A 19208-nucleotide genomic window follows, 5' to 3' on the forward strand; every position below is an offset into this window, starting at 1 on the left:
TCATGGTTGCCGCCTCCTGAGCTGCTGCCGTACGACCGGCTGGATGAGGAGGAGATCCCGGGTCGCCGCAACAGCACCCGGGACGAGCGGGCGCTTCGTGGGATCGACGCCGGCCTGGGCGCACAGCGTCTGCGCGAGCTGGACGAGGGCCTCCCACACGAACGCCACCAACGCCTGCGACCAGACGTCGACCACGACGTCGGGGCCGACGGGGCGGGCGAGGGACGACATCACCAGCCCGGCCGGCGCGTCCGGTGTGCCGACACCGAGCGGCACCTGGACGGTCGCGTCCTTCCCGAGTTGGTCGCAGGTCACCGAGAGGCCGAAGGCGACCAGCCCAGGGAGGCAGGTGATCGAGATGCCACCGGTGTGGACGAGCAGTTCGTTCGCGCCGTCCCTCCACACAACGTCGGGTGAGGACCCGCGCGGCAGGTCGGCTACCAGCCGGACCGTCTGACGCAGTGTGCGCTGCGCCAGCTGGACCGGCACCCGCAGCAGAGGTGGCGCCGCCGGGGCCTGGAAGGCGGGCGGTTCCCCGCCGGACATGGTCCGGCCGCCTAGCGGGTGGTGCCCCTGCCGAACGCGCGGGCGATCAGATGGAACAACGGCTCCCGGACCCGCAGCCAGACCTCGACCACGACGATCACGACAGCGAGCAGAAGGATTGGGTATTCCTCGAACAGCACGACGGACCTCCCCAGCCATCGAGCCTTCCCGCACCTGCTCCGGGTTCGCCATGGCGGGGGCGACACGGTCCTCGCGGGTGTTGCAGGAAATGTCGTACCACCGGCGGGGGGTGTCAAGCCTGACCTGCGCGATTCGCGGACAGAGGCGAGTCGTCTCCGAACCGATCCGAGCCAGTCGTCAGGAACCCATGGGTGAACCCGAGTCCGTATGCGGGTCGATCGTCATCAGGCGGCACCGGCGCCCGCCCAGCGGCGCCTGGCGGACTGCCCCTGGTTTCTGTGTAATGCGGGCACTGCGGGAGGGTGAGCGGGTGGATTCTGAGGAAATCTCGTTCGAGTCGAAAGGCGTCGCACTTCACGGCACCATCTGGCGGCCCACCCAAGCCGGCGACGGCACAGGTACCGTCCTGATCGGCGGTTCCGGGCAGACCGACCGCACGAACGGAGGGTATTTCGACGCTCTTCGCGATCGTCTGGTCAGTGCCGGGATCGCGGTGCTGGGCTACGACAAGCGGGGCGCTGGACGTTCGGGTGGCAGCTGGCCGTCGGCCAGTGTCGACGACCTCGCCGCAGATGCGGCGGCTGCGGTGGAGGCGCTGCGAGGGAATGAGGGGGTCGATCGACACCGGATCGGATTGTTCGGGCACAGCGAGGGCGGCTGGGTGGCGCTCCGGGCACGCCGGAATGCTTGCCCACGCTTCATCGTCCTGAACTCGTGCCCCGCGCTCTCATTCCTCGACTCCGAGGTCTACGCCCTGACAACCGCCGGCGTCGACTCCAATCGAGCACAAGGGCTGTTCGAGCGGCTCCGGCAGGCTGCGCGCGAGGGTGCCGACACGGCCGCTGCGAACCGGCTGCTGGCTCACACGGGCGACCCGTTCCTGGACACGGTGCTCGAACAAGCGAGCTTCCGCCTCGACACTGACCGGTGGGAGCAATTACGCAGCTGGATCGAGTACAGCCCCAGCGCCGACCTGGCAAGCCTCAACGTGGCCACCCTCGCCATCTATGGCGAACTGGACCCGCTCACGCCGGTGGAGGCGAGCCTGCGCTTCCTGGGCCAGAAGACGGCGATCGTGGACACCGTCGTGATCCCCGGTGCCGACCACCGACTACAGGTCGACGGACAGCTGGCAGGCAGCTATCTCGACACAGTCACGGGCTGGGTAACCTCGTCGTCTTCCACGGCCGCGTAAGGCGCGGGAACGCGGACGCGAGACCCCGCGGGGGCCCGGTGTGTGGCCCGGGTTCACGCGTCACCCCGGTCAGTAGCGAGCCCAGATCTGGCGCAGGGCGTGCCCGTAGACAGCCTCCACTGTTGCCTGCTCGTCTCGTCCCAGCCAGCCGCGGGCGGGGGAGTCGGCACGCAGTTCGGCGCTGGCGAAGCCGGCCGGCCAGCAGTAGTCGAGCTCGTTGAGCGTGGTCTCGGCGCCGCAGCACGGCATGCGAACGTCGAGCCGTGCGAAGGACGTCTCGTATGCGGCGTCCATGCGGTCCTGCCACCACGAGGTCGAGGTCGTGACCGCGCAGTGGGGACAGTTGACTCGCTCGACGTTGCTGCCCTGGTCGACGAACACCACGTGGTCGTAGCCGTGGGCTTCGATCTCCTCAGCCCCCGGGGGCGAGGGTCCGCAGACGGGCAACGGCCGCCTCGGCCGCGCTTGCGGTCGGTCGCCAGAGATGGTCGGTGGGGATCAGCGACAACCGGTCGAAGGACACAGCACATCCCATCACGGTGCGTTTGAGCCGTCGCGGTCCTGGTGACGTCCGGCGTGGTGTACGGCGGTCAGCTACGCGCAGGGACGCTGCGTGCTCGGTACGCGGCTGACTTGGTGCGGTTCTGGCAGGCGGTGGAGCAGAACCTGCGGCTGCCGTTCTTGGAGGTGTCGACGTAGACGCGGTCGCAGCGGTCGGCGTCGCAGAGTCCGAGGCGTCCCGCGAGGTTACTTCCCAATGCGAGGGCGATGCCGGTGGCGCACCCGGCCGCCCAGCCGGTGGCAAGAGTGTCGTCGGTGCCGTGGAAGTGGACGTGCCATCCACCGCCGGGCTGGGGGTCCAACTGGGGTCGGGCTCCTGTCCGGGCGAGCAGGGTGTTGATGGTGGCGGCTGCGCAGGCGAGGTCGCCGTCATGCGCGGCGCGGAAGGCGTGACACATGTCGGCCGCGTGATGGCTGAGTGAGTCGGCGTCGCCGGCGGTCACCTCGGGCCTGCGGCGTCCGGCGCCGCTCAGTGCTCTGCCGACCGCTCGTATGCGGTCTTGACCGGTAGGAGCGTCGTAGGTGTGACCGCCTCGGTGTCCAGGTGTGAGCTCGTTGACCAAGCGCGCGGCGACCTCGACCAACGTGAGTACGTGACTATCAAAAGCCACTTGACCAGTCACCCCGCTCTCCGTACGATTCTCTCTGGCGCATCACTGACAATGCGGACTTTACCAGTCATGCGCGAGTGGGGGATGAGGTGCGGGTGACCACTGGCGCGGACGCCACGACTTGCCGGCGGGGGCTGTCCACGACCGTGTGGATCCTCGTGCTCGCCCGCGCAGTCAACCGGTTGGGCGCGTTCACGATGCCCTTCCTGGCACTCACGCTGGTGCAGGATTTCGACGCCTCGGTGAGCGAGTCCGGATATCTGCTTGCGGCCTTCGGGCTGGCAACTATTCCGTCGCGCCTGTTCGGCGGTCATCTGGCCGACAGCATCGGGGGCAAGGGCACCATCCTGATCGGGTTGACCGGGACTGCGACTGCACAGCTGTGCATCGCCGGATCGCAGACTCTGTCCCAGGCGACTGTGGCGGTGGTGGCGCTCGGACTGATGTTCGAGGTTTACGAGCCGCCAAGCCAGTCGATCATCGCCGACGTGACATCCGCCGATCAGCGCCCGATGGCCTACGGGCTGTTTGCTGCGGCGATGGCGGCAGCGGGGATGGGAGCAGGGCTGTTGGCTGCGCTGCTGGCGAGCGTGGACTTGCGATGGTTGTTCGTTGCCGACTCGGCTACCTGCCTGGTCTGCGCAGGCGTGGTGGCGGCGCTCCTTCCCCGCCTACGAAGAGAGCGGACGCGCCACGCGATGAAGGTCAAGGCATGGGCGGATCGGCGCCTGCTGTCCATGCTCGCGCTGGGTACGGTGTTCGCCGTCATCTACCTCCAGGTCACCATCGCGTTACCGCTGACGCTGACCGAGCGCGGCTACAGCACGTCACTGGTCGGGGTCCTGTTCACGCTCTCAGCCACCACGATGGTGCTGGGCCGACCTCTGCTCGCCCGCCCTCGGATGCGGTCGCTGGACGACTTCCATGCCATGGCAGTCGGCTACACGATCCTGGCTGGGGGGCTGTTGCTGAACGGGTTCGCCACCAGCATGCTCGGCTTTGGCATCGCCACGGTCATCTGGAGCATCGGCGACCTGATGCTGCTCGGTCGCGTCTACACCATCGTCGCGAGCATCGCTCCTGAAACAGGACGCGGCCAGTACCTTGCCGTCTACGGCATCAGCTGGGGCCTCGCCGCTGTCGCAGCACCCTTGCTCGGCACTCAGTTGCTCGAGCACGGAGGACCTCGCCTCGCCTGGACCACGCTAGCGGCGCTGAGTCTGGGGCTCGCTTCAGCGCAACCGGCCCTGCGCACGAGGTTTCGGTCTCCAAAGGCGGGTCTGCTCAGGGATAGCTGGTATCTGAGTTGAAGCCGATCTTCGAGGACTTCAGGAACGGCGAACCCTGTCTGACGGACGGCATCGCGCCTGGCCAGCGGGTGGTCGCCCATCGAGCTGCTGAGTCATCTCCTCCACATGGAAGCACCTGTGCTCGTGTCGGCGGCAGGTTCACCAAGGACCCTCCCACGTTGGAGTGGATCTGCTTCCACGTTCTGGCGGAGTACGCCCGCCATGCTGGTCAGTTCGACGTCGTGCGCGAGCTGAGCACAGCTCCGTCCTGAGGACCGCCAAGCCCGGCCGCAGCTGCGGCGTAGTCGTCACCGAGTGGGAGTGCCTCTGGCTGACCTCGTCAGCCTCACTGGAGCCCAGGCGATCGCCTACAAAAAAAGGAATGTGGTTCCTCGGGCGCTTCGATACCGTCGAGCCCGGCGCCTGGGCGTACTCGCACCGCCGCCCGGTCGAGCGTCGTACCAGCCAATCGGTGAACGCGAGGAGGCAGACGTGAACACCACAGTCTTGCTCACCGGGCCGGCCGGAGCAGGGAAATCCACTGTGGCGGCCCTGTGGGCCAGTCGTGGCAACTCTCAACGGGCGTTCATCGATGTCGACTCGCTCCGGCTCCTGATCCGCGCTGGGGTAGCTCTGCCTGAGCACGGCTGGACGCAGGAAACGCAACGCCAGTGGAACATCGGAACGGATCTGTGCGTGGCTATGGCCCAGATCTATGAGAAGCACGACGTCGACTGCATCATCGACGTCTACGCACCGCCGACATCGACACCCGTCGAAGGATTCACCGACATCACCGCAGAACTCGACCTCCGACGTATCATCCTCTTCCCCAGCCTGGCCGTCTGCCTGGAGCGGAACCGCCGACGCAGCCGGCGTCCCCTCGTCAGCGACGAAGACATGCGGGGGAACTACGAGGATTTCGAGTGGTGCCTTCGCCAAACTGCGCCTGACCACGTGATCGACAACAGCAATCTCACCCTCGAGGAGACCGTCGACGCAATCGAGGCCGAACTCCACTCGTGATTCCACCGCACCGGCGACGCCCCTCACCGATGTGTCACCCGTCGATCGGTTCCGGAGTTCTGTGGCCGGTTCATGCGTCGCAGGTTGGCCGACGTTGCTCGGGGAGGTACAAAGTGTCGTGCTTCCGATCCATGTCGCTGAATGGGCCCTGAGAGCAGTAGCTCCTGCAGGGCGGCTCGTCAACGTTGTGCCGCACCTTGACCCGGCCGTCGTCGCCTACTGGGATGTCCGTGCCGCTCTCAACTGTCCGGTCCGGTTCGCAGATCCCGGCCAGGGACCGCGCCGTGACGTGTTCCTCAGGGCCGCCCTTCGCTACCTCTCCGCATGAGTCAGCGGCCACAGCGCGACATTCTGCGGGATTCTGCGGCGGGTCATGATCGTCTACTGTCGGGCTGCAAAAGGAGGAGCCGTGATCGAGAGACGTCCAGCGTGCGCACCGGAATCACCCCCGGACCAAGCCGTTCGGGGCCTGTCACGCCGCACCTTCCTGCGGACCAATGCAACGTTGCTCGCCGGCTTCGGGGCAGTTGCGGCCTGGCCCAACGCCGTCAGTGCCGTCGCCGCCGAGCCGGCCGAGGTCACCCGCCCGTTGGCCGCGAGCCGGGCGGACGAATGGACCCAGTTGTTCGATCGCCGGTCCGGCTGGATCGGCGCGGACGGGATCTACTCGGTTCCGCTGGACGGACGGGACGGACTGGCCGCCGCGAGGTCCATGTCCCGTACCGCCTTCATTTTCAGTGACACGCGAGTAGGGACCGTCGATCCGCTGGACCTCACCTACGACCAGACGGGCTTCCTCAACAACTCGTCCGCAGTACTGACAGGCGACCGTCCGCTCCAGGGGCGGGCCACCTTCATCACCCCGGAGAACGGCGCCTTCGGCAACGGATTCTGGATGAACGACGGGATCGCGATCGGCGACACGCTCTACGCGACCGGCTTCGCGCCGGACTCCAACTGGAACGCGGCCCGGGTCGACCTGATCGCGGTTCCGATCGTGGACGGCGTACCCGACTACGCCGCCGTCCGCAGAACAGAGGACGTCGGCCTCCTCGTCCGTACCAACACTCACATCGTGATGTTCGGCGTCGGCATCACCGACAACTCGGCCGCCGACGGCCACGTTTACGTGTACGGCTACCGAAACACGCTTTTCGGGGGCCAGAAGGACCTCGTCGTCGCACGGGTGCCGAAGGCAGGTTTCGCGGATGTTCCGCGCCAAGGCGTCAGCTCACCCTGGCGTTTCTGGAGTGGGAGTGAGTGGAGCTCCGACATCGCCGTGGCGGAGCAGGATGCGGCGGTCCTGCACTCCGACGTGTCGACGGAGTTGAGCGTCACGCCCATTCCGACTGGCACGTACGCCGGGAAATACCTGCTGGTCTATACCCGCAACGTCATGTCGACCGGGCTGGAGTACGCCGTGGGCGGCACCCCGATCGGGCCGTTCTCCGCCGGCGTTCTGTTCTACAACTGCCCGGAGCCGTTCATCTACGGAGCTCAGACCGAGGGGATGACCTACTGCTACAACGCCAAGGCGCATCCGAGTCTGTCCGAGAAGGGCAGGCTCCTCGTCAGCTACAACGTCAACAGGGTTGGCGGCGACCCGCTCACCACCGAGATCTACCGACCTCGGTTCGTCTGGCTGGATCTGAACACGCCCGCCGCGCCCACGCCGGCGCCGAGGGCAACCACGAATGTCGCGGCAGGACGACCGGCCACCTCGAGCCACGGACATGCGACGGCGGCCAGGGCGACCGACGGCGCCTGGGACGAGTTCGAGGACGGCTGGGTCGCGGACGCCAAGCAGACGACCTGGCTGGCCGTCGACCTTGGTGCCACCAGAACGATCCGGGGATACCGCGTCAAGCACGCCGGCTATGGCGGAAGTCCTTCCGCGACCGCATTCAACACCCGCGACTTCTCCGTCCAGGTATCAGATCGCCCAAGAGGACCGTGGACCACAGTCGACGCCGTGTCCTGCAATACCGACAACCTCACCGATCGGCTGCTGCCGAGACCGGCCGGCGCCCGCTACGTCCGGCTGCAGGTCACCAGGCCGACCCAGACCGCGGACAGCACCACTCGCATTCTGGAGTTCGAGGTTCTCGGTAACGCAGGGACCAGCCCCGTGAACCTCGCGTTGTACAGGCCGGTAACAGCCGACGCTGCCAACTCCAGGGCCTACCACGTGACAGACGGCCAACTCGCCGATGCCGAGTTGGATGCCTGGGTGAACTCGTCCGGCCACAACCCCACGTGGCTCGCTGTCGACCTCGGGTCCGCACGGTCCATCGGCCGCTTCGTGGTCAGGCACGCGGAGGCGGGCGGTCTGGACGCCACCCTCAACACCCGCGACTTCACCCTCCAGTCCAGTGACAACAACAAGCAGTGGGTCGACCGCGACAGTGTTGTGGACAACGAATCGGCGGTCACCGACAGAGTCCTTTCTCCCTTCAGTGCGCGCTATGTACGCCTGGTCATCACCAAGCCCGTTGCCGACATTGTCACGGACAGGACCGCGCGCGTCTACGAGTTGGAGGTCTACCCACCAGGCGCCTGAAAACCGGTAAGGGGCTGGCCAATATTGCCGCCGCCGAGTCATTGACAGCGCATTTGGCCTGTAGCAAACTTCCGGCACCGCGATTACATCGTTGAATTTCGATTCAGGAGTCGCCGGGTGACTGTGACCTCCACGATCGATCCGGCGTTCTCTGCCGGACTGGTCAATCCCTTGCTGTTCGGTACCTTCGTCGAGCACCTCGGCCGGTGTGTCTACACCGGCATCTACGAGCCCACGCACCCGTCGGCCGACGAGGACGGCTTCCGCGGCGATGTCGCCGCGCTGGTTCGTGAACTCGGTGCGACCGTCGTCCGCTACCCGGGCGGCAACTTCGTGTCCAACTACCGCTGGGAGGACGGCGTCGGGCCGCGCACGTCGCGACCTCGGGTGTTCGACCTCGCCTGGCGTTCCATCGAGACCAACCAGGTGGGCACCGACGACTTCCTCGCCTGGTGTGCCCGCGTCGGTCTGGAACCGATGCTCGCGGTCAACCTCGGCAACCGCGGCCTGGCCGAGGCGGTCGACTACCTCGAGTACGTCAACGGCGCCCCCGGCACGCGGTACGCCGATCAGCGCGTGAGCAACGGGCATGCCAAGCCGTGGGGCGTACAGCTGTGGTGTCTGGGCAACGAGATGGACGGCCCGTGGCAGATCGGCCACAAGACACCGGTGGAGTACGCCCGGCTCGCGCAGGAGGTCGCCCACGCGTACAAGACCTTCGACCCGGAGCTGCAACTGGTCGCCTGCGGCTCCTCCAACCCGACGATGCCGACCTTCGGCGACTGGGAGCGCATCGTTCTCGAGCACTGCTTCGACGACGTCGACCTGATCTCGGCACACGTTTACTACGAGCCGGTCGGCGGCGACGAGGTGTCCTTCCTGGCGGTCTCGGCGCACATGGATCGCTACATCCGCGACGTGGTCTCGACCGCCGACCACGTGGCCGCCAAGAGGCACTCGGACAAGCGGATCAACATCTCCTTCGACGAGTGGAACGTCTGGTTCGCCGCCCGGCACGCCGAGAACGCGGTGGAGCACACCGAGGCGTCCGAGGCACCCGCGTTGATCCAGGACGTCTACACCGCACTCGACGCGGTCGTGGTCGGATCGCTGCTGATCACCCTGCTCCGTCACACCGACCGGGTCGGGGTGGCCTGCCAGGCGCAACTGGTGAACGCGATCGCTCCGATTCTGACGGTCCCGGGCGGAGCCGCGTGGCGGCAGACGATCTTCCACCCGTTCGCTCTGACCGCCAGGCACGCCCGAGGCACTGTCCTGATGCTCGGCGGTGATCACGGACAGGTCGACACTCCTGCCCATGGTCCGGTCGAGCAGGTGTGGGCGGTCGCGACGCACGATGCGCAGTCCGGTGAGCTGGCGATCTTCGCCGCCAACCGGTCGCTGAGCGAACCCGCCTCCTGGACCGTACGGCTGGGCGCGTTCGGCGAACTCCGCCTGGTCGAGCATCTCGTCGTCGGTGACGAGGACAACAACGCAGTGAATACCGAGGATCTCCCCGACCGGGTCGTTCCCCAGGCCGGCGTCTCCGCCCTCGCCGGCGACACGTTGACCGTCACGCTGCCGCCGGCGTCGTGGCACTGCATTCGACTCGCCAGCCGCTGATGTTCGAAAGGACCAACGATGACCACTGCTGATCCGGTGCGTTTCGGCCGCCGCACCCTGCTCGGCGCCGCCGCCGCTTTCGGCGCCGGACTCACCTTCTCCGGCTGTGGTGGCAGTCACGGCCCGGGTCAGGAACCCGCAGCCGGCAAGGGCGGTGCCGAGGGCTACAACGGCCCAGACGTCACGCTGCAGTACTGGAACGGCCTCACCGGCGGCGACGGCCCGGTGATGAAGAAGCTGGTCGCCAAGTTCATGAAGGCCCACCCGAAGATCAAGGTCACCACCACGTCGATCGCCTGGGCCGACCTGTTCCAGAAGTTGCCGGCCGCGGTGCAGAGCGGTCGTGCCCCCGACATCTGCCTGATGCACACCGCCGACATCGCCACCAACGCCGCCCGCCGGGTGGTCCAGCCGATCGACGACGTGATCAAGGGTCTCGGGCTCACCGCCGACGACTACGCCGAGCTGGTCTGGAAGGCGACGTTCTTCAAGAGCCAGCAGTACGCGATCCCGTTGGACATCCACCCGGCTGGTCTCTACTACAACAAGAAGGTGCTGACCCAGGTCGGTGCCGACCCGACCAAACCGCCGACCACCAAGGACGAGTTCATGGCGGTGCTGGACAAGTGCAAGTCCAAGAACGTCAAGGGCTACTGGGTGAGCGCGCTGAGCGTCGGCGGGCTGGTCGCGCAGTCGATGATCTTCCAGAACGGCGGCTACATGATCAGCGACGACGGCACCAAGACCGGCTTCGGTGATCAGCCGGCGATCGACTCGATCACCTACTTCAAGAGCCTGATCGACGACGGCTACTCGCCGAAGAACGCTGCCGCCGACGGCGACTGGGTGTCGTTCAGTAACAACAAGGCCGCCTTCATGATCGTCGGGCCATGGATGGTCACCCCCTGCAAGGAGGCCAAGGGCCTGGACTGGGGCTGTGCGCCGATCCCCGTGTTCGGCTCGCAGCAGCAGACGTGGGCGGGTTCGCACTGCTTCACGCTGCCGCGGCAGGCCAACCAGGACAAGAACAAGGCGACCGCGGCGCGCGTCTTCGTCAACTGGATGAGCAAGAACTCCGTCGGCTGGGCCGAGGCCGGCATGGTGCCGGCGCGCAAGTCCGTCCGTGAATCGTCCGAGTTCGCTCAGTACACCGACGTGAAGCAGTTCGAGAAGATGATCGACTGGGCGCACTTCCCGCCCAACGTGCCAGGCGCGGGCGACACCGATCCCGAGTGGAGCAAGGCAGTCAGCCTGGCGGTGACCGGAAAGAAGCCGATCGCGCAGGCGTTGCAGGACGCGGCCCAGAAGGGCGACCAGATCCTGACCGCGAACAAGAAGAAGTACAGCGGATGAGCAGTCGAAACGATCGGGAGCCGCGGCCATGAGCCGGACCACGTTGCGGCACCACCGTCCCCTGACGCCGTACCTGTTCGTCGGGCCGTACGTGGTGTTGCTGTTGACGTTCGTGGTGGGGCCCGCGGTCTTCGGCGTCTGGATGAGCCTGCACAACTGGGACTTCATGCTGCCGGGCAAGCCATGGGTGGGGTTGCAGAACTACCTCGATCTGCTCGACTCCGGCTCGGTGATCTTCCATCCGTTCTGGAACGGCATGAAGAACACGTTCCTGTTCGTGCTGATCAGCGTGCCGTTCCTGGTGACGATCCCGCTGGGACTGTCGCTGCTGCTCAACCAGAAGTTCGCCGGCCGCACGTTCTTCCGCGCGGTCGTGTTCACGCCGTTCGTGCTCGGGGTCGCAGTGGTCGGCCTGCTCTTCGGCTACCTCTTCGACCCCGAGGTCGGGCTGATCAACGGCATCCTGAGCGGGGTCGGGCTGCCGAAGGTCGCCTGGCTGACCACCCAGCCGCAGGCCTGGATCACGATCGTGGTCACGACGATCTGGTGGACGATCGGCTTCAATGCGGTGATCTTCCTGGCCGGGTTGCAGGGTCTGCCCGGAGAGCTGTACGAGGCGGCGGAGCTCGACGGTGCCGGCCGGTGGGCGAGGTTCCGCCACGTCACCGTGCCGGGACTGCGCAACATCTTCCTGTTCGTGGTGACGACGACCATCCTTGCCAGCGCGAACCTGTTCGGACAGCCGTACATCCTGACCAGGGGCGGACCGGGCGACAGCACCACGACGGCGATCATGGCGATGACCAACGAGGGCCTGCGCGGCTTCCGAATGGGCACCGCCGCGGCGATGAGCTACGTGCTGGCGCTGGCCCTGACGATCATCTCGATCGCCAACTTCCTGATTATGCGGGAGCGCAGACCGTCATGACGACGACCAGGCCGATCACCAGCAGTCGATCCGGTGCCGACTCGTCCACCGGACTCGGCGGACGAGCTCACCGGACGGGCTACTCCCGAACCAGGGTTGGGCCGCTGACCTACGTCGCGATGACAACGATCTCGTTGATCTTCGTGCTGCCGTTGCTGTGGATGGTGCTCACCACGTTCAAGACCGAGTCCGACGCGCGCTCGATCCCGATCCGGGTCATGCCCAGCGAATGGACCCTGCGGGCATACAAGGTGATCTTCGACGACGCCGCGAACCCGGTCTACACGTGGCTGATCAACTCGCTGGTGGTCTCGGTGCTGCACATGCTGCTCACCCTGGCGGTGGCATCGGCCGCGGCGTACGCACTGGCCCGGATGCGCTTCGCCGGCCGGAATCTGCTCTTCGGCGTACTCATCGCCACCCTCTTCGTCCCCGGCTTCATCTTCTTCATGCCGAACTACCTCACGATGAGCAAGCTCGGCTGGCTGGACAGCTACTGGGCACTGGTGGTGCCGGGTGCGGCCGGCGCGTTCGGTGTCTTCTTCCTCCGGCAGTTCTTCCTGTCGATCCCTCGCGAACTGGAGGAGAGCGCCCTGATAGACGGCGCGAACTCCTGGACGATCTTCACCCGGATCGTGCTGCCGCTCTCGAAGCCCGGGCTGGTGACGCTTGCGGTGCTGAGCTTCCTCGGTGCATGGAACGACTTCATCTGGCCGGTGTTCGTGCTCTTCAGTCCGAACAAGATGACGCTGGCCCCCGGCCTCGCCACCCTCCAGGGGGCCTACACGACCGACTATCCGGTGGTGATGGCCGGAGCGACCGTGGCCGCGGTCCCGGTGTTGATCCTGTACGTCATAGTCCAGCGGTACGTGATCGAGGGCGTCGCCAACAGCGGGCTGAAGGGCTGACCGCCCGAAGAGCTCGGCGGAGTGCTAGCTATTTGGGTTGCGGCGTCGCCGTCCGCGGATCCAATGTGTGCTGATGTTGATCAGACGCGAGACAGCGGCCGACGTGCCTGCCGTACGAGCTGTCACAGCAGCCGCCTTTGCCAAGCCGGACACGCCGGTTCCTGTCGAGGTGACCATTCTCGACGGGCTACGCACCTGCCCCGCCTGGCTGCCGCCGCTGTCCCTCGTGGCGATCGGCGACCAGGAGGAGGTCGTCGGGCACGCTGTCTGCACTCGGGGGTACGTCGACGCATTCCCCGCTCTTGGTCTGGGCCCGATCAGCGTGCATCCCAACCACCAGCGCCGCGGCGTCGGTCTGGCACTCGTTCATGCTCTGCTTGGTGCGGCGGATGCTACTGGCGAACCTCTCGTCGCCCTGGTCGGCAGCCCTGCCTACTACGGCCGATATGGCTTCCGCACTGGCACCGACTACGGAATCACGCCACCGGATCCGGCCTGGGGCGAGGCTTTTCAGGTCCGCACGTTGACCGCGTACGAACCCAGGGTTCGCGGCACGTTCGTTTTCGCCGAGCCCTTCAACATTGCTTGACCTGCGGACTGATGACGACTGCGAACTCGTGTGCACCTGCGACGGGATCTCCGTATGGCGGCATCCATGAGTCGCCCCGTCTCGATCCGTCCGGTGCGATCGCCATCACCGACCATCCAGCGTTTGTGAAGCATGGCTACGGCGCGCCCTCACCAGAAGCTCGGTGTCAGCGGTGTGCTCGGCCCGACCATCGACACCTGACCGTATGGCACGCGAAATCGCGGAGCGCATGCTGCCCGCGGACTGGTAGCGGCGGTCGGGATCCTTCTGTAGGGCGCGCAGCACGATCGCGTCGTACGCCGGCGGAAGATCCGGAGCGAGAGTGGAAGGAGCAAGCGGCTCCTCGTGCATGTGGAGGCAGGCGACTTCGTACGGAGTAGGGCCCGTGAACGGCGGGCGTCCGGTGAGCAGCTCGTACAGCACACAGCCGACTGAGTAGATGTCACTGCGGTCATCGATCGGACGCCCGCTGGCCTGTTCGGGAGACAGATACTGTGCGGTGCCGACTATCGCGGCCGGGTCGGTCAGGGTGCCGGTCTGCTCGAAGAGGGCGAAGGCGATGCCGAAGTCCATGACCTTGACGGCGCCCGACGTGGTGACCATGATGTTGGCCGGCTTGACGTCGCGGTGGACTATGCCGTGCCGATGGCTGGCCTGGAGCGCGTCCAGGACCTCGACGATGATCTCGAGGCCGCGGTCAGGCCGAATCGGGCTGTCCTCGGCGACCATCTCCTTGAGGGTCCTGCCCTCGATGTGCTCCATGACGATGAATGGAACCTCGACTTCGCCATGGTGGTCTGTGCCGGTGTCGTAGACGGCGACGATCGAAGGATGATTGAGGGCGGCTGCCAACTGTGCTTCGCGACGGAAGCGCGCGAGGAACTCCGGCTCGGCGGCGAAATGGCAGCGCAGAATCTTGACAGCCACCGCCCTGCCGAGGAGGTTGTCCACGGCGTCCCACACTTCCGCCATGCCACCGTGGCCGAGCAGCCCGCGAAGCTCGTACCGCCTGCCGAGGCACCGGACCGCGATGTCTGGCTGGTCCACCCCGGACAGGTGCGCCCGCGCAGGTCGGTCGGAGGGTTTCCGTTGATGGTGATTCCGACGACCGTCGTGGTTCGCTACGGCGGGATCGTCGGGAGCGCTGAGTGAGGCCATCGCCTTGGCAGGGCGGCTCCGCTCGGCGCCGAGCACAGTGCCGGACGGCAGGCCGGCCACGTCCTCCGGGGGCCTCGACTCGAGCCGGCTGACCACCTCGGCGAACCGGAGGTAGGTGTCGATGCTCGCGATCACTGCCCGCGCGTCAAGCGCAAGGAGTTCGGCGCCGACAACCGCCACTCGCACGTTGGCTTCGATGACGATGCCCTTGTGGAGCACGGCTTCGATGACCTCGGCGAGACTGTCTGGTCGAGGCGCGCGGTGGATGCTCTTCCCGTCCACAGAAGCCACGAGGTGCCACCTCCAACGGCCTATGCCCTCTGCCCCGGACGCGAAAGCACGAGGTCGACGAGGTTCGCGCTGCGAAACGTACACACCGGACCGGTCCCCGAACAGAACGGTTGGATCAACGCTGCTTACTTTCCCACATGATCAAGAAACTCCCAAGAGCTGACAGGAGCTGGCGGTCGCAGGCACGTGAATGCCGGCGGCGCCTGTCAATGATCAATTGACGGAGAGCGAGCGATCCGTCGCTGCGCCGTCATGGCCGGTCGACCGTCGTAGCCGGTCGACCACTGAAGGTGGGTACTGGCCGAGTCCGGAAGCCAACCGGCCAAGATCTGACATTTTCGGCAAAGATGCGCTTTACACGACCGTCGCGGGGGCGTGCTCCCCACATTCCGCGCAGCCGAACATCCCGAGGTGACGGCGTGAAAGATCACGGTAATGCTCCGCGCAGGAGCCTGCTCGACGGGGTCATACGAACCGAGTTCATCCGGTGACCCGCGGGAGGCCGGCTCCCACGCACAGGGGTAAGCGGAAGGCACTGCTTGCCGCGACCACTGGGGCGGCCGTCGCGTTCGCTGCCGTTGGTGCCCTTACCTACTCGCACCTGTTCGCGTCCGTCGATCCGCAGGCGAAGGTGCTGTACGAGCCGACCCCGAGCCAGAGAGTCGTCACTCACCGCCCGAGCCGGGGTGGGGTGCGTGCACCGCTGCCGACGGCGACGGAGATGGCAAGGGCAACCACGCTGACACCAACTCCTACGCCCACACCCACTCGCACGGCCCGGCCCACGCCGAAGCCGACGAAGACCGCCACCCCCAGACCGAAACCCAGGCCGACAGCCAAACCGAAGCCAAGACCGAAACCAGTACCCAAGCCGCAGCCCAGGCCCGAGCCGAAGCCGAAACCGAAGCCGGCGGCCGTACCCGTCCGACTGCCGGACGGTCGACCGAACTTCCAGTTGCCGTTCAGGTGCGGGCAACGCTGGCGCGCCACGACCTACGCGGGGCACAATCCCGAGCAGGGCAAGATCGACTGGTTCTATCAGGACGGGACCACGCGAGGACAGGACGTGCTCGCGTCCGCGCCCGGCGTCGTCGACCACATCTCACCCGGCTCCGGGCTGATCGAGCTGGACCACGGCGGCGGGTGGTACTCGGTCTACATCCACATGCCCACCTTCACCGTCAGCGAAGGCGAGAAGGTCGCCCAGGGCCAGAAGATCGGCGAGGTCGGCTCGGTCAACACCGACGTCGCCCACCTGCACTACGAGCAGCTCTACGACGAGAACGGCGACGGCCGTGGATCGACACCGTCGGAGATCCAGATCCCGCTGATCATCCAAGGCACGAAGTACGCGCTCACGGAGTCAACGGATGACGTGGTAGTCACCAGCAAGAACAACTGCGGCTGAGAAACAGGTGGCTGTACCGCGTCCTCTGGACGGGCCGTTCCGAGCCTCTGGTTCGCCGCTACCGGGAACGGATGGGAGAGAAGGAGGGCGAGTGGTTCGTGGTCCTGCGGATGTACCGGCCACATCCTGAGGTCGTCGACACGGTGTGGCGCTGTCCGGGGATCACCAGAGTCGACTGAGGTCCCACGAACCGTTCGACGATCTCGCGCGTCCTGCCGAGCAGCTGGTTGTGGATCCGCGGGGCCTCGGCGTCATCGGCCGGCCGGTGCATCCGCCGATGCGTCAGGCAGGGTCGCGCTGTCGGTTTGGATGCGGCGGCGGCGCCAGGCAACGACGGCCAGCCATGTGGTCCACGTGAGCATCAGCGCGTAACTGACGAGGATGGCCACGGAGTTGTCGTCGTCGAAGCCGTGGGAACCGAGCACCCATCCCTGCGCGAGGTAGGAGGCACCGGAGAGTCCCATCAGGAGGCCGATCGTCTTCGGTAGACGCTTCGAGAGGGTCACCGCGGTGCCGAGCAGGATGAGTGCGAGGCCGAGCGTGAAGCACTGGTAGCTGCGGCTGCCCCACTCCAGCCAGCGGACGGTCTCGGCGGTGGCGAACCGGGCCGCCTTGTCCGCGGCCGGTGCGCCGACCCAGGCGTCCACGGCCTGCTTGAGCGCGACTCCGTCCACGGCTTGGAGGACGCCGTACAGCCCGAGGGCGATGCCCGCCGCGATCGCACCGAACCGGGCCAGCCAGGCTGCGGTACCTGCGCGAATGTCGAGGGCGACGTGCAGGGCGACCAGGCCGGCGACAATGGTGGCCATGCCGATGAACTGGCCGAGGTGGACGGCGGCCCAGTCGCGGCTTCCGGCGTAGTCGTCGAAGATGACCTTGTGGTCGTTGGCAGGCCCGCCGGTGTGGAGGAAGGTCACCACCACGTAGGTGATGAAGCCTCCGAGGAGCAGGGCGGCCGGGGTGCGGAGCGCGTTGCGGTCGGACAAGGCTTCCTCCGTACGCTTCGTGGCGGCCCGGGTGGGCCGGAGGTGGCTGGTGGTTTGTCGCCTACGGCGCCGGCGCAGTCCTCGTCGAGAGCGGCGTGCTCGCCGACCTGCTCATCATTTCGCTGCCACTGCTGCTTGTCTGGCAAAACGCCTGGGTCTCGCCGTCCACGACGGGATGACCGGCAAAGCTCCGCGTCGTGTCCGACCCGCTGCGGGTGACCTGCCGAATACTGCGATCGCAGTCGCTCGCCGCCGCGGCCGCTGACCTACGATGTGGCGCACCAGCGCGACATCATCTGCGCGCTGTACCGGCGGCGAGGGAGCGCTAACCAGTATGAGCACGGCATCGACCGGTTGGTCATTCGTGACCACCGATTCGCTGGAGAAGGTCTACACCGACGGCGACCCGCGTCCACTCGACCGGTCCATCCCGCAGAGCCTCTTCCTCGGCGAGACCGGGTCTGTGCAGGTCGCGTTCAGACCGCCGCTCGACGGGCGTTCCCCGGATCTTCGGCCGATCGTCTTCGAACTCGCGGGAGACGCGAGCCGATTCGCGAGCCTGCACACGGTCGAACTGGTCCCGTGCACCACGATGGCCTATCCCGGACTCCACGACGATCGGTACGACCGCGATGCGCCGGGCCTGTATCCGGATCTGCTCCGCCCGGCTGTGAACGGCGAGGTCATGCCGCTGTTCGGTTGGTGGCGAGCAGTCTGGGTCGACCTGCGGATCGACGACGCGGCGGATGCCGGAGTTCACGAACTGACGATCGCAGCGCGCACCGCCGACGGTGATTCTCTCTTCGAGGACACGGTCGAGTTCGACGTGTTCCCGTACGAACTGCCGCCGCTCGACATCGTCAACACTCATTGGTTCCACTGCGACGGGCTGGCGCAGTACTACGACGTGCCGGTCTTCAGCGAGGAGCACTGGACCGCCGTCGACAACTTCCTCGGCCGGGCGGCCGAGATGGGTGCGACGTCCGTACTGACGCCGGTGTGGACTCCGCCCTTGGACACCTCGCGCGGCACTACGAGAACACCCGTCCAGCTTCTCGACATCAGCTACTCCGCCGGTCGGTACTCGTTCGGCTTCGAGAAGCTCGGTCGCTGGCTGGAGCTGTGCCGCAAGCACGGCTTGGCCCAGGTCGAGATCGCGCACTTCTTCACCCAGTGGGGCGCCGAGGCGACTCCGGCGATCTATGTCGAAGAGAACGGCGAGACCGTGCACAAGTTCGGCTGGCACGTCGGGGCCACGGACCCGGCATACCGCGAGCTGCTCGAGCAGTTGGTGCCGGAGCTACGGGAGTTCCTTGCCTCGCACTGGTCCGGCGACGTCATCTATCACGTCTCGGACGAACCGCATGGTGAGAAGGCGCTCGCCACCTACGAGGCGGCGCGTGCGGTGATCGTCGATCTGCTCTCCGGCTGCACCATTGTGGACGCCCTCAGCGATTTCGCCTTCTACCAGAACGGCGTGGTGCCGATTCCGGTGGTGGCCACCAACGCGATCGGGCCGTTTCTGGACGCGAAGATCGACGATCTGTGGGTCTATTACTGCGTGTCCCAGCAGCGGGACGTCGCGAACCGGTTCATCGGCCTGCCGTCGCTTCGTAATCGCGTTCTCGGGCACCAACTGTTCGCGTTCGACGTGGCGGGTTTTCTGCACTGGGGCTTCAACTTCTACAACTCGGTGGGTTCACGCTCGCACGTCGATCCGTTCCAGGACACCTGCGCCGGCGGCGGGTTCCCGGCCGGCGACCCCTTCATCGTCTATCCCGGGCCGAAGGGTCAGCCGCTGGACTCGATCAGGTTCAAGGTGTTCGCGGCGGCCATGCAGGACCATCGAGCGATGCAGGCGCTGCGGGACGTCGCAGGCAAGGATGCGGTGATGCGCCTCATCGACACCGACGGCGACGGAGGGCCCCTCAAGTTCGACGCGTACAGCTACGACCCGAATCACTACCGCCGTACGCGTGAACAGATCAACCGACTGGTCGCGGCCGCCATGGCCGGGCCGAAGTAGTTGGTCCTG

General features: G+C 66.4%; 18 protein-coding genes. 12 read left to right on the forward strand and 6 right to left on the reverse strand.

Features of this window, described 5'->3' with window-relative positions; translation table 11 throughout:
* Both F4554_RS01490 and F4554_RS32840 read right to left on the reverse strand, forming a co-directional pair.
* Window positions 1-546: a hypothetical protein gene (locus F4554_RS01490; RefSeq protein WP_179785688.1), complete on the reverse strand. Its 546-nt coding sequence runs from the start codon at window positions 544-546 to the stop codon at window positions 1-3.
* An 11-nt stretch (window positions 547-557) separates the two neighbouring features.
* Window positions 558-686: a hypothetical protein gene (locus F4554_RS32840; RefSeq protein WP_272955865.1), complete on the reverse strand. Its 129-nt coding sequence runs from the start codon at window positions 684-686 to the stop codon at window positions 558-560.
* 311 nt (window positions 687-997) lie between these two features.
* Between F4554_RS32840 and F4554_RS01495 the strand changes: the two genes are divergently transcribed.
* Window positions 998-1882: an alpha/beta fold hydrolase gene (locus tag F4554_RS01495; RefSeq protein WP_179785689.1), complete on the forward strand. Its 885-nt coding sequence runs from the start codon at window positions 998-1000 to the stop codon at window positions 1880-1882.
* A gap of 69 nt (window positions 1883-1951) precedes the next feature.
* Here F4554_RS01495 and F4554_RS01500 read toward each other — a convergent pair whose 3' ends face one another.
* Entirely contained in the window at window positions 1952-2329 is a 378-nt protein-coding gene (locus F4554_RS01500) for a hypothetical protein (RefSeq protein ID WP_179785690.1), read from the reverse strand.
* Window positions 2330-2472: 143 nt separating this feature from the next.
* Window positions 2473-2886, reverse strand: a complete 414-nt coding sequence (locus F4554_RS01505; RefSeq protein WP_337795826.1) for a CGNR zinc finger domain-containing protein — start codon at window positions 2884-2886, stop codon at window positions 2473-2475.
* 263 nt (window positions 2887-3149) lie between these two features.
* Between F4554_RS01505 and F4554_RS01510 the strand changes: the two genes are divergently transcribed.
* From F4554_RS01510 to F4554_RS01550, 9 genes are all read left to right on the forward strand, one after another.
* Complete coding sequence (locus F4554_RS01510) at window positions 3150-4364, forward strand: MFS transporter (protein WP_337795827.1); 1215 nt, start codon at window positions 3150-3152, stop codon at window positions 4362-4364.
* A gap of 68 nt (window positions 4365-4432) precedes the next feature.
* Window positions 4433-4615: a mycothiol transferase gene (locus tag F4554_RS33395; RefSeq protein WP_337796284.1), complete on the forward strand. Its 183-nt coding sequence runs from the start codon at window positions 4433-4435 to the stop codon at window positions 4613-4615.
* A gap of 220 nt (window positions 4616-4835) precedes the next feature.
* Entirely contained in the window at window positions 4836-5369 is a 534-nt protein-coding gene (locus F4554_RS01520; RefSeq protein WP_179785692.1) for an ATP-binding protein, read from the forward strand.
* Window positions 5370-5778: 409 nt separating this feature from the next.
* On the forward strand, window positions 5779-7929 hold the full coding sequence (locus F4554_RS33400) for a discoidin domain-containing protein (protein ID WP_179785693.1): 2151 nt from the start codon (window positions 5779-5781) through the stop codon (window positions 7927-7929).
* A 117-nt stretch (window positions 7930-8046) separates the two neighbouring features.
* Window positions 8047-9552 carry an arabinosylfuranosidase ArfA gene (arfA, locus tag F4554_RS01530; protein WP_179785694.1) on the forward strand — a complete coding sequence of 502 codons (1506 nt, stop codon included), beginning with the start codon at window positions 8047-8049 and terminating at the stop codon, window positions 9550-9552.
* An 18-nt stretch (window positions 9553-9570) separates the two neighbouring features.
* Window positions 9571-10905, forward strand: coding sequence for an ABC transporter substrate-binding protein (locus tag F4554_RS01535; protein ID WP_179785695.1), 1335 nt, complete (start codon window positions 9571-9573; stop codon window positions 10903-10905).
* Window positions 10906-10933: 28 nt separating this feature from the next.
* On the forward strand, window positions 10934-11833 hold the full coding sequence (locus tag F4554_RS01540) for a carbohydrate ABC transporter permease (protein ID WP_179785696.1): 900 nt from the start codon (window positions 10934-10936) through the stop codon (window positions 11831-11833).
* Window positions 11830-12741, forward strand: a complete 912-nt coding sequence (locus F4554_RS01545; protein ID WP_179785697.1) for a carbohydrate ABC transporter permease — start codon at window positions 11830-11832, stop codon at window positions 12739-12741. The genes F4554_RS01540 and F4554_RS01545 overlap by 4 nt, the downstream gene beginning before the upstream one ends.
* A gap of 73 nt (window positions 12742-12814) precedes the next feature.
* A complete protein-coding gene (locus tag F4554_RS01550) occupies window positions 12815-13330 on the forward strand; it encodes a GNAT family N-acetyltransferase (protein WP_179785698.1) in 516 nt (171 codons plus the stop codon).
* A gap of 105 nt (window positions 13331-13435) precedes the next feature.
* Here F4554_RS01550 and gvpJ read toward each other — a convergent pair whose 3' ends face one another.
* A complete protein-coding gene (gene gvpJ, locus F4554_RS32845) occupies window positions 13436-14770 on the reverse strand; it encodes a gas vesicle protein GvpJ (protein WP_179785699.1) in 1335 nt (444 codons plus the stop codon).
* Between the two features lie 730 nt (window positions 14771-15500).
* On the opposite strand from gvpJ, the gene F4554_RS31775 reads away from it, so the two are divergent.
* Entirely contained in the window at window positions 15501-16187 is a 687-nt protein-coding gene (locus tag F4554_RS31775) for a M23 family metallopeptidase (RefSeq protein ID WP_238341188.1), read from the forward strand.
* 251 nt (window positions 16188-16438) lie between these two features.
* Here F4554_RS31775 and F4554_RS01565 read toward each other — a convergent pair whose 3' ends face one another.
* On the reverse strand, window positions 16439-17173 hold the full coding sequence (locus F4554_RS01565; RefSeq protein WP_179785701.1) for a DUF4386 family protein: 735 nt from the start codon (window positions 17171-17173) through the stop codon (window positions 16439-16441).
* 364 nt (window positions 17174-17537) lie between these two features.
* Between F4554_RS01565 and F4554_RS33405 the strand changes: the two genes are divergently transcribed.
* A complete protein-coding gene (locus F4554_RS33405; protein ID WP_202889098.1) occupies window positions 17538-19199 on the forward strand; it encodes a glycoside hydrolase domain-containing protein in 1662 nt (553 codons plus the stop codon).
* Window positions 19200-19208 lie beyond the last annotated feature (9 nt).

Source organism: Actinopolymorpha rutila (genome assembly GCF_013407855.1).
Taxonomy (GTDB): Bacteria; Actinomycetota; Actinomycetes; order Propionibacteriales; family Actinopolymorphaceae; genus Actinopolymorpha; species Actinopolymorpha rutila.